The organism is Comamonas guangdongensis, assembly GCF_041079535.1.
In the GTDB taxonomy this organism is placed as follows: Bacteria; Pseudomonadota; Gammaproteobacteria; order Burkholderiales; family Burkholderiaceae_C; genus Comamonas; species Comamonas guangdongensis.
On the sequence record NZ_JBFYGN010000031.1, the window covers coordinates 40,638 to 49,627 of the forward strand.

Below are 8,990 nucleotides of genomic sequence, written 5' to 3' on the forward strand. Positions count from 1 at the left end.
CTCAGGCTCCCTTCAAGGTCTGGGCTGCGGCCTTTACTGCCTCGCGGATACGCGGGTAGGTGCCGCAGCGGCAGAGATTGCCCGACATCGCCGCGTCGATCTCGGCATCCGTGGGCGTCGGGTTGGAGGCCAGCAAGGAGGCTGCCGACATGATCTGGCCCGACTGGCAGTAGCCGCACTGGGCCACCTGGAGCTCTATCCAGGCTTTTTGCACCGCATGCAGGGCGTCGGGACTGCCGAGCCCCTCGATGGTCGTGACATTGCCATGCACCTGTCCGGCGGGCAATGAGCAGGAACGCACGGCTGCACCGTCGACATGTACCGTGCAGGCTCCGCACATGGCGATGCCACAGCCGTACTTCGGTCCCGTGATATTGAGCTCGTCGCGCAGCACCCACAGCAGCGGCATTTCGGGTTCGATGTCGAGTTCGTGAAGCTTGCCGTTGATATTCAAACGCATGATCGGCTCTCCTTGGTTTGACGCATGCGGCCACAGACATTGAGCGCGCCTGTTTTCTCATGCCCGCTGAAGGCGGAGTTTGGAAGATGTTGTACACGATACGGAGGTCTTCGGCCGGATATTTGCGACTGGCCGGCCGCAGCGACGCAAGCGTGCTTGGCCGGCTGCTATGAAAAAGCCGGAGAGCCTGGCCGGGGAAGGCTTGGCGGTGAAGCAAAAAGGCAACAAATATCGGCGATTCGTGAAAAGTCTCTCAATTTGAAAGAGCATGTGTAGAATCGCGAATCAATATCATTACAACAAGGTTTTTCAATGCTATCCAGGCCTTTGGCTAAGGGGCCGCTGCGTGCGGGCTCCGCTTTGGCGTGGGCGCTTTCCATTGCCGTGTCGCTCGCGGCATGCGGCGGAGGAGGGGGGGATGCGGAGCCCTCGAAGCTTCCCGGCGGCGCACCAGCGGATGTCGCGCTGTCCTCGGTGGCGCAACTCGGGCAGAAGATCTTTCACGATCCCTCGCTTTCGGCATCCGGTCGGCAGTCTTGCGCCAGCTGCCACGATGCGGCTTTCGGCCATGCGCAGCCCAATAACCTGGCTGCGCAGCTGGGCGGCCCCCTGCTGGACCAGCAGGGCGGGCGCCAGTCTCCGTCCATCCGTTATCTGGCCACCAACAAGGCGTTCTACTTCGCCAAGGATGGCACCCCCACCGGAGGCTTTTTCTGGGATGGGCGGGCCGGGTCGCTGCAGGACCAGGCCGGTCAACCGTTTCTGAACCCCGTGGAGATGGCCAATGGCAGCAAGGACGAGGTGATCCAGCGCCTGGCTGCAGCGGCCTATGCGGCGGAGTTCCGACAGGTGTTTGGCGACGGCATCATGGGGAATGCCGAAGCGGCTTTCCAGCGCGTGACGCTGGCCTTGCAGCAGTATCAGCTGGAGGATCCCCAGTTCAGGCCGTTCTCCAGCAAGTACGACGCTTTCCTGCTGGGCAAGATCCCGCGCCTGAGTGACCAGGAAATGCGCGGCCTGGCGCTGTTCAACAACCCCGGCAAGGGCAACTGCCTGGCCTGCCATCCTTCGGCTCGTGGCTCGGACGGCAGCCTGCCTCTGTTCACGGACTTCAGCTACGACAGCCTGGGCGTGCCGCGCAATCCCGAGCTCAGGCAGAACAGCGACCCGGCATTCTTCGATCTCGGCCTGTGCGCACGTGTCGGCGATGACCTCGCCCAGCGCAAAGACCTGTGCGGACTGTTCAAGGTGCCGTCGCTGCGCAATGTGGCGCTGCGCCAGTCGCTGTTCCATAACGGCCGCTTCAAGACGCTCAAGGACGCGCTGAGCTTTTATGTGCAGCGCGACACCAGCCCCGAGAAATGGTATCCGGCCAATGCCGACGGCAGCGTGAACAAGTTCGACGATATGCCACAGGAGTTTCACCGCAACGTGAACGTGGCCGAAGTGCCCTACAACCGCCAGCCCGGGGACGCTCCCGCTCTCAGCGACAGCGAGGTCGACGACGTCATCGCCTTTCTCAGAACGCTGACGGACGGCTACCAGCCTTGAGCAGACCTTTTACCTTCTCTCATTCCACACACCCATGAAACCCCTTTTCAAGCGCAGCGGCAGTGCCCTGGCCGCACGCGCACTCGGTCTGTCGCTGGCCATCGCCGCCGTGCCGGCTTTCGCGCAGAAAGCACCTGCCGCCAAATCCGCTGCGTCTCAGGCGGCCGCACAGGCCGAAATGGCGCGCAAGCTCGAGCAGCTGGCCGCCGAACTCGCAGACGTCAAGGCCCAGCTGGCGCAGTTGCAGACTCAGCAGCCTCAGCCGGCCCAGGTGCCCGTGCAGCAGGCGGCCGGACAAAGCGGCGGCTGGTATGGCGGGGCTGCCAACGCGGGCGCAGCGACCAGCGCAGCCTCCGCGCCCGCACCTGTGCTTGCTGCGGCTGCGCCGATCGATCAAGGCCCCGCAACGGTGATTACCGGCTATGGCGAGATCAACTACAACCGCCCGACCAGGGCTTCGGACAAGGCCCAGCTCGATCTGCGCCGTTTCGTGATCGGGCTGCAGCACCGCATCAACGATCGCACCAAGCTCGTGACCGAGCTGGAGGTCGAGCATGCGGTGACCTCGGCCAGCGATCCCGGCGAAGTCGCGGTCGAGCAGGCCTATGTGGAGCACCAGCTCACGCCCACGCTGGCGGCGCGCGGTGGCCTGTTCCTGATGCCGGCCGGCCTGCTCAACGAAACCCATGAGCCCACGGCCTTCTATGGCGTGGAGCGCAACTTCGTCGAAACCGCCATCATTCCCACGACTTGGCGTGAGGCGGGCGCGCAACTGGTCGCGAATCTGGACAACGGCCTGACGCTGCAGGGCGGCATCAGCACCAGCTTCGACCTGACCAAGTGGGATGCGGCGTCGAGCGATGGCAGGACTTCCCCGCTGGGCTCCATCCATCAGGAGGCGGCCCAGGCCAAGGCGCGCAATTTCGGCCTGTTCGGCGCTGCCAACTGGCGCGGCGTGCCGGGCCTGCTGGTGGGCGCTTCGCTGTTCAGCGGCAACACCACCCATGGGCAGCCGGGCTACCCGAGCATGCGCGTCACTCTGGGCGACGTCCATGCGCGCTGGACGCCCGGGCGCTGGGACCTGTCGGCGCTGTATGCGCGCGGCTATATCTCCAATACCGAGCAGTTGAATCTGACCCTGGTGGGCAACCCGACCCTGGTGCCCAAGACCTTCGACGGCTGGTATTTGCAGGGGGCTTACAAGCTCTGGCAGCAGGGCGACTATGCGTTCAGCCCCTTTGTGCGCCTCGAGCGCTTCAACACCGCGCGCACCTTCGCGAATCTCGGCCCGGGCCTGACGCCCGATGCCTCCCGCACCGAGCAGGTGGCGACGGTGGGCGCGAATTTCTGGCTGACCCCGTCGGTGGTGATCAAGGCCGACTACCAGCGCTTCAAGGTCAACAAGAATGCGGACCGCTTCAACCTGGGTCTGGGCTGGAGCTTCTGATGACATCTCCGATGCGCATTTCCCTGTATGCCCCGGCGGCCGTGATGGCCCTGGCGCCCGCCGCGGCGCTGGCCGTGGACTATATGAGCGCCGAACAGGCCCAGAAGCTCATGTTCCCGCAGGCCGATGCCTTCGAGCTGCGTGAGCTGCCGCTGGATGCCGTGCTGTCCCAGCAGCTTGCGGCCGCGGGTGTCAAGCCCCAGGCACCGCGCCTGCAGCTGCGCGTGGCCAGGCAGGGCGGGGCGGTACAGGGCTACGTGGTGGTCGATGAGGTGATAGGCAAGTTCGAGCGCATTACCTATGCCGTGGGCACGAATGCCGACGGCAGCATTCGCCAGGTGGAAGTGCTGTCTTACCGTGAAAGCCATGGCCACGAAATCCGCCTGCCGGCCTGGCGCAAGCAGTTCGTCGGCAAGACGGCGGCTTCGCCGCTTCAGGTGGGAGAGGACATCGCCAACATCAGCGGCGCCACCTTGAGCTGCACCCATCTCACCGAGGGCGTGCGGCGCAATGTGGTTTGGCTGGATCTGCTGCGCCGCAATGGCAAGCTGACATGAGCCCGGCTGCGCCCGTCTGGCTGCGCCGTGCCCGGCCTATGCTGGGCACGCTGGTGGAAATCGGCGTGGGCGGAGCGGGTGCGATCGAGCAGGCCGCGCTGGCAGCGGCATTTGCGGCGGTGCAGAGGGTGCAAGCCTGCATGTCGCGTTTCGAGAGCGGCAGCGATGTCTGCCGCTTTGCGGCTCTGGCCCCAGGTGGCGGCCTGGAGGTGGCGCCCGAGACCGCTGCCGTGCTGCAGGCCGCGCACGAGCTGCGCCTGGCCAGTCGCGGACTGTTCGACATCACCCAGGGTCGGGCGCCCGACGGCTGGCGCTGCGAGGGGCTTTATCTGCGCAAGCTGGCGGCGGCAGCAGCCTTCGATCTGGGGGGGATAGCCAAGGGTTATGCCGTGGACTGCGCGGTCCAGATCCTGCAGCAAGCTGGCTGCACCCAGGGCTGGGTCAACGCGGGCGGCGATCTGCGCGCTTTTGGCGCCGTGCAGGTGCCGGTGATGCTGCGTGACGAGGCATCGGGCGCTGCGCGCCCGTTCCTGGCGCTGGGCGACGGCGCTCTGGCCACCAGCTGTCTGGGGCCGCAGCAGCGCAGCCAGATCTGGGCCGGCAATGGCGCGCATGCCAGCGCCCATGTCAGCGTGGCGGCGCCGCTGTGTCTGTGGGCCGATGCGCTGACCAAGATCGTGGCCGCCAGCGGCGACGATGGCCATCCGCTGCTTGCGCACTACGGTGCCCGCGCCTGGCTGCATGCCGGGGCCTAGAATCCCGTCTCTCTTCGACGGCAATCGACATGAATCATCTCAAAAGCTGGCAATACCGCTTGCTCTATATTGCGGCCGGCGCCTTGGCCCTGAGCGGGGCTTTATGGCTGGCCGTGCACTATCTCTGGGGGGCTGGCGCAGACAATCTGCCCCATCCGCTGGAGCCCTGGTTGATGCGTCTGCATGGCGCGGCGGTTTTTGCGGCCCTGTTCACGGCCGGCATGCTGGCCGCCGGCCATGTGCCCCAGGGCTGGCGCATGACCACGCGCAGCGCCAAGCTGCGCGTGCGCAAGGCCGGCCAGCGCCGTACCGGCCTGGCTCTGTGCGCTCTCGGCCTGATAGGCATCTCGAGCGGCTATCTGCTGTATTACTTCGCCCCTGAAAGCCTGCACGCTATGCTGGGCTGGGGCCATGCCATAGTGGGGCTGGCCCTGGTCTTGCTGTTGCCCTTGCATGGTTGGAGGAAGCTTGCAGATGCCGGCCTGTCTTAAACAGCCCGCGTGGCGGTGCGACCTGATGTCTGGAAAAGCAATGAGCCGCTGTCTCCTGGCCCTGGCCGCTCTGAGCGTGGCCACGGTCGCCTGCGCGCAGGAAAGCCTTGCCGATACGGATAAGGGCCGCGACCAGGCCGAGCCGCCCGGCAATCTGGAAGTGCATCTGCAGAGCACCTATATCTGGCAGCGCAAGCCCGCCTTCAGCGCGCCCTATACCGGTCCGAACAGCCTGAGTACCGAGCGCGAGAAATCCTATTCCTTCTCGGGCACGGCCTATCTCGGGCTGCGAGCGGCGCCGGGGCTGGAGTTCTATCTGAACCCCGAGGTGATCCAGGGCGTGCCGCTGTCGCATCTGGCGGGGCTGGGCAGCCTGTCGAACGGCGAGATGCAAAAGGTGTCGGGCTCCAATCCCAAGGCCTATTTTCCGCGCGCCTTCATGCGCAAGACCTGGAATCTGGAGGGCGAGCAGGAGACCGTGGAGTCGGCGCCCAGCCAGCTGGCGGGCACGCGCAGCAAGAACCGGGTGGTCTTGAGCGCGGGCAAGATGGCGGTGGTCGATGTCTTCGATCTCAACCCCTACAGCCACGATGCGCGCAGCCAGTTCATGACCTGGTCCTCGCTCGCCCATGGCTCGTTCGACTATGTGGCCGATGCGCAAGGCTATACCTGGGGCGCGGCGCTGGAGTATTTCCGCGACGACTGGGAACTGCGCGTAGGCCGCTTCGTCGGTCCGCGCGAGTCCAACGGCCAGGCACTGAACTACCGCATCGCCAAGTTCTACGGCGATCAGGCGGAGCTGGTGCACAAGCACCAGTGGGACGGCAAGCCCGGCGCCGTGCGCGTGCTGCTGTGGCGCAACCGCGAGAACATGGGCAGCTTTCAGGATGCGCTGGACTTCGCGCGCGCCAATGGCGGCACGCCGGCGTTGGCGAATGTGCGCCGGCTGCAGACCAAGCGCGGCTACGGCCTGCATCTGGACCAGGCCTTGACGGACTATCTGGGCGCTTTCGTGCGCTACAGCTGGCACGACGGCAAGACCGAGACCTATTCCTTCGAAGAGGTGGACCGCAGCGCCCAGCTGGGAGCTGTTCTCAAGGGTGCAGCCTGGGGCCGCGAAGGCGATACGCTGGGCTTGGCGGCGACTCGCAACACGCTGTCGGCCAGCCATCGCGAATACCTGGCCCAAGGCGGCCTGGGCGCCTTCATAGGCGATGGACGGCTGAACTACCGGCCCGAATGGGTGCACGAGATCTTCTACAACCTGCGCCTGAGCAAGGGGGTCTGGCTGGGTTTCGATTTCCAGCAGGTGCGCAACCCCGCTTACAACGCGGATCGCGGACCCGTGCGCACCTACGGGCTGAGGCTGCACGCCGAGTATTGAGACCGCCCGGCCTGCCGGATCTGCGGGCTGCGCGCGCGGGCGTCAAGGCATCAGCGTGGTGCCGGCCAGCACCTTGCCCACGCGCTCGTAGTCGGCCAGCAGCTCCTTGTGCAGCGCCGGTGAATCGCGCTGGCTGCTGGGCTCGAAGCCGGCCAGGTTCAAGATGTTCTTGTAGCTGGCCGTGTTGAGCGCAGCCTGCACCTGCTGCTTGATGGCGGCCTGAGCCTGGGCGGGCAGCGCGCTGCTGCTCCACAGCCCCATCCAGCCCGTGTATGTGAGCTGTGAGTAGCCAAGCTCCTCGAAGGTCGGAATATCGGGCAGCAGCGCCGAGCGCTGGGGCGAGGTGATGGCTATGGCCTTGATCTTGCCCGAGCGTATCAGCGGCAGCGAAGTGGCCAGGCCGTCAAACATCAGCGGAATATGGCCGCCCATGACATCGCTGAGCCCGGGCGTGGAGCCCTTGTAGCCCACATGCACGAATTTCGCGCCCGTGGCCTGGGCCAGCAGCAGGCCGGCGACATGGGACATGGTGCCGGGGCTGTAGGAGGCATAACTCAGGCCGTCGGCGCGGGCGCGTGCCTGGGCGATTACCTGCTGGAGGTTCTGCGCGGGCAGATTGGGCGCGGCCACCAGCACCAGGCCGCCGCGCGCCAGCTCCGCCAGAGGCGCGATGGCCCGGCGCGTGTCGTGGCGCATTTTCACGATATGGGGGATCTCGCTGACCAGCGAACTCACGCCCACCAGCAGGGTATGGGCGTCGTTGGGGGACTGCAGCAAGTCGTTCACCGCAATCACGCCGGCCGCACCGGGTTTGGGATCGATCACAAAAGGCTGACCCAGCGTGCGGCCCAGCTGATCGCCCAGGGCGCGCGCCACGACGTCGGCAGAGCCTCCCACCGGTCCCGCGACCAGGATATGCACGGGCTTTTCGGGCCATTTGGCAAGACCAGGCTCGGCCTGTATGGCGGGCACGGCACCCGCAATAGAAAGCGCTCCCGCGGCGCGCAGCCACTGGCGGCGGTTGATGGCGGGATGGAGCGGGATTAAACGGCGCATGAAGTCTCCTGTTGTTGTGGCTCTGTTTTTCAGGATGTTCAATGTAGGGATTTGCGGCTAGTATTTTTCTCTTTTGATGCCTCAGTTTTCTCTTTAAGCGCCATTGGGTGCAAACCCTGATGAGCGTCAAGATGCCGTCGCCAAGACTGCAGGCCTCGCATGTGATGTTGCTATGGATACTCTGGTCAGAACTGTCACCCTCAACGGGTTTTTGAATGTATGCAATCAGCATGGGCTGCGTCCCCATGATTTGCTGCGCAAAGTGGGGCTGGACGCGGGTTCGCTGGTGGATGTGGAGCGGCATATTTCCGCGGAAACGCTGTGCCGCCTGCTCGAGCTTGCGGCCAGCGAGGCCGGCTGTGCGGCTTTCGGCGTGCAGATGGCCGAGAACCGGCAGTCGCTGGACTTCGGCATTCTGGGCAGTCTGATGCGCCACAAGCAGTGCCTGCGCGATATGTGGCAGGCGGCGATACGCTACCGCCAGCTGCTCAATGCGGCTCTGGCCCTGTCGCTGGAGTCGGCCGGAGACCTGACCCTGCTGCGGTTTGAAATGCTGCTCGGCAGCCAGGTGCCGCAAAAGCAGGCGACGGAGCTGGTGGCCGGGGTGCTGGTGCGCGCCTGCCAGGGCGTGCTGGGCAGCAACTGGAGCCCGCACGGCGTGAGCTTTATGCATGCGGCGCCGTCCGAGCTGTATCTGCACAAGAAGTTCTTTGGCTGCCCGATCAGCTTCAACAGCGAGTTCAACGGCCTGCTGCTGCGCAGTGCTGATCTCAACGTTCCGAATCCCGCGGCCGACCCCGAGCTGGTGCGTTATGCCGAAAGCGTGGTCATGCCGCTCAAGGCCTCGGGCGAGAACGCCGTGCTGCAGGAGGTGCGCAAGAACATCTATCTGCTCATGCCGCTGGAGCAGGCCAAGATAGAGCGCGTGGCCGAGCAGATGCATCTGAGCACGCGCACCCTGCAGCGTCAGCTGGACCTGAGCGGCACCAGTTTCTCGGAGCTGCTGGACAATGTGCGAAAGAACCTGGTGCTGCGCTATCTGAACAACAGCCGCTACTCCATAGGCCAGGTCGCGTCGCTGACGGGCTATACGCGCCAGGCCTCATTCACACGCTGGTTTCAGCTCAATTTCGGCATGTCGCCGCGCGAATGGCGCCAGCACCAAGCCGCGCTTGAGATTGCATAAAAAAGAGCTGCAGCGCAGACCCGCATTGCGCCGGCAGCTCCGGTTTTCAAAGCACCTCGGCCGCCGGCTCAGAAGCTGTCCATGGCCAGGGCCATGACGCTGG

9 protein-coding genes are annotated in these 8,990 nt (G+C 65.1%); 7 read left to right on the forward strand and 2 right to left on the reverse strand.

Annotation, left to right across the window (positions count from 1 at the left end):
• Position 1 precedes the first annotated feature (1 nt).
• The gene (locus AB6724_RS19635) at positions 2 to 463 is read right to left on the reverse strand and encodes a (2Fe-2S)-binding protein (protein WP_369340235.1); all 462 of its coding nucleotides are present in this window, start codon (positions 461 to 463) and stop codon (positions 2 to 4) included.
• A 471-nt stretch (positions 464 to 934) separates the two neighbouring features.
• On the opposite strand from AB6724_RS19635, the gene AB6724_RS19640 reads away from it, so the two are divergent.
• The 6 genes from AB6724_RS19640 to AB6724_RS19665 are packed head-to-tail and all read left to right on the forward strand — an operon-like array spanning position 935 to position 6,645.
• Entirely contained in the window at positions 935 to 2,011 is a 1,077-nt protein-coding gene (locus tag AB6724_RS19640) for a cytochrome-c peroxidase (protein WP_369340225.1), read from the forward strand.
• Positions 2,012 to 2,045: 34 nt separating this feature from the next.
• Positions 2,046 to 3,458, forward strand: a complete 1,413-nt coding sequence (locus AB6724_RS19645) for a putative porin (protein ID WP_369340226.1) — start codon at positions 2,046 to 2,048, stop codon at positions 3,456 to 3,458.
• Entirely contained in the window at positions 3,458 to 4,015 is a 558-nt protein-coding gene (locus AB6724_RS19650) for an FMN-binding protein (protein ID WP_369340227.1), read from the forward strand. The genes AB6724_RS19645 and AB6724_RS19650 overlap by 1 nt, the downstream gene beginning before the upstream one ends.
• Positions 4,012 to 4,770, forward strand: a complete 759-nt coding sequence (locus AB6724_RS19655; protein ID WP_369340228.1) for an FAD:protein FMN transferase — start codon at positions 4,012 to 4,014, stop codon at positions 4,768 to 4,770. Before AB6724_RS19650 ends, AB6724_RS19655 begins: the two co-directional genes overlap by 4 nt.
• A 29-nt stretch (positions 4,771 to 4,799) precedes the next feature.
• Positions 4,800 to 5,261 (forward strand): hypothetical protein, encoded by a 462-nt coding sequence (locus tag AB6724_RS19660; protein WP_369340229.1) that lies wholly within the window; start codon positions 4,800 to 4,802, stop codon positions 5,259 to 5,261.
• Positions 5,262 to 5,301: 40 nt separating this feature from the next.
• Positions 5,302 to 6,645, forward strand: coding sequence for a carbohydrate porin (locus AB6724_RS19665; RefSeq protein WP_369340230.1), 1,344 nt, complete (start codon positions 5,302 to 5,304; stop codon positions 6,643 to 6,645).
• 42 nt (positions 6,646 to 6,687) lie between these two features.
• Here AB6724_RS19665 and AB6724_RS19670 read toward each other — a convergent pair whose 3' ends face one another.
• Positions 6,688 to 7,701 carry a Bug family tripartite tricarboxylate transporter substrate binding protein gene (locus tag AB6724_RS19670; protein ID WP_369340231.1) on the reverse strand — a complete coding sequence of 338 codons (1,014 nt, stop codon included), beginning with the start codon at positions 7,699 to 7,701 and terminating at the stop codon, positions 6,688 to 6,690.
• Positions 7,702 to 7,912: 211 nt separating this feature from the next.
• On the opposite strand from AB6724_RS19670, the gene AB6724_RS19675 reads away from it, so the two are divergent.
• Positions 7,913 to 8,887: an AraC family transcriptional regulator gene (locus tag AB6724_RS19675; RefSeq protein ID WP_369340232.1), complete on the forward strand. Its 975-nt coding sequence runs from the start codon at positions 7,913 to 7,915 to the stop codon at positions 8,885 to 8,887.
• Positions 8,888 to 8,990 lie beyond the last annotated feature (103 nt).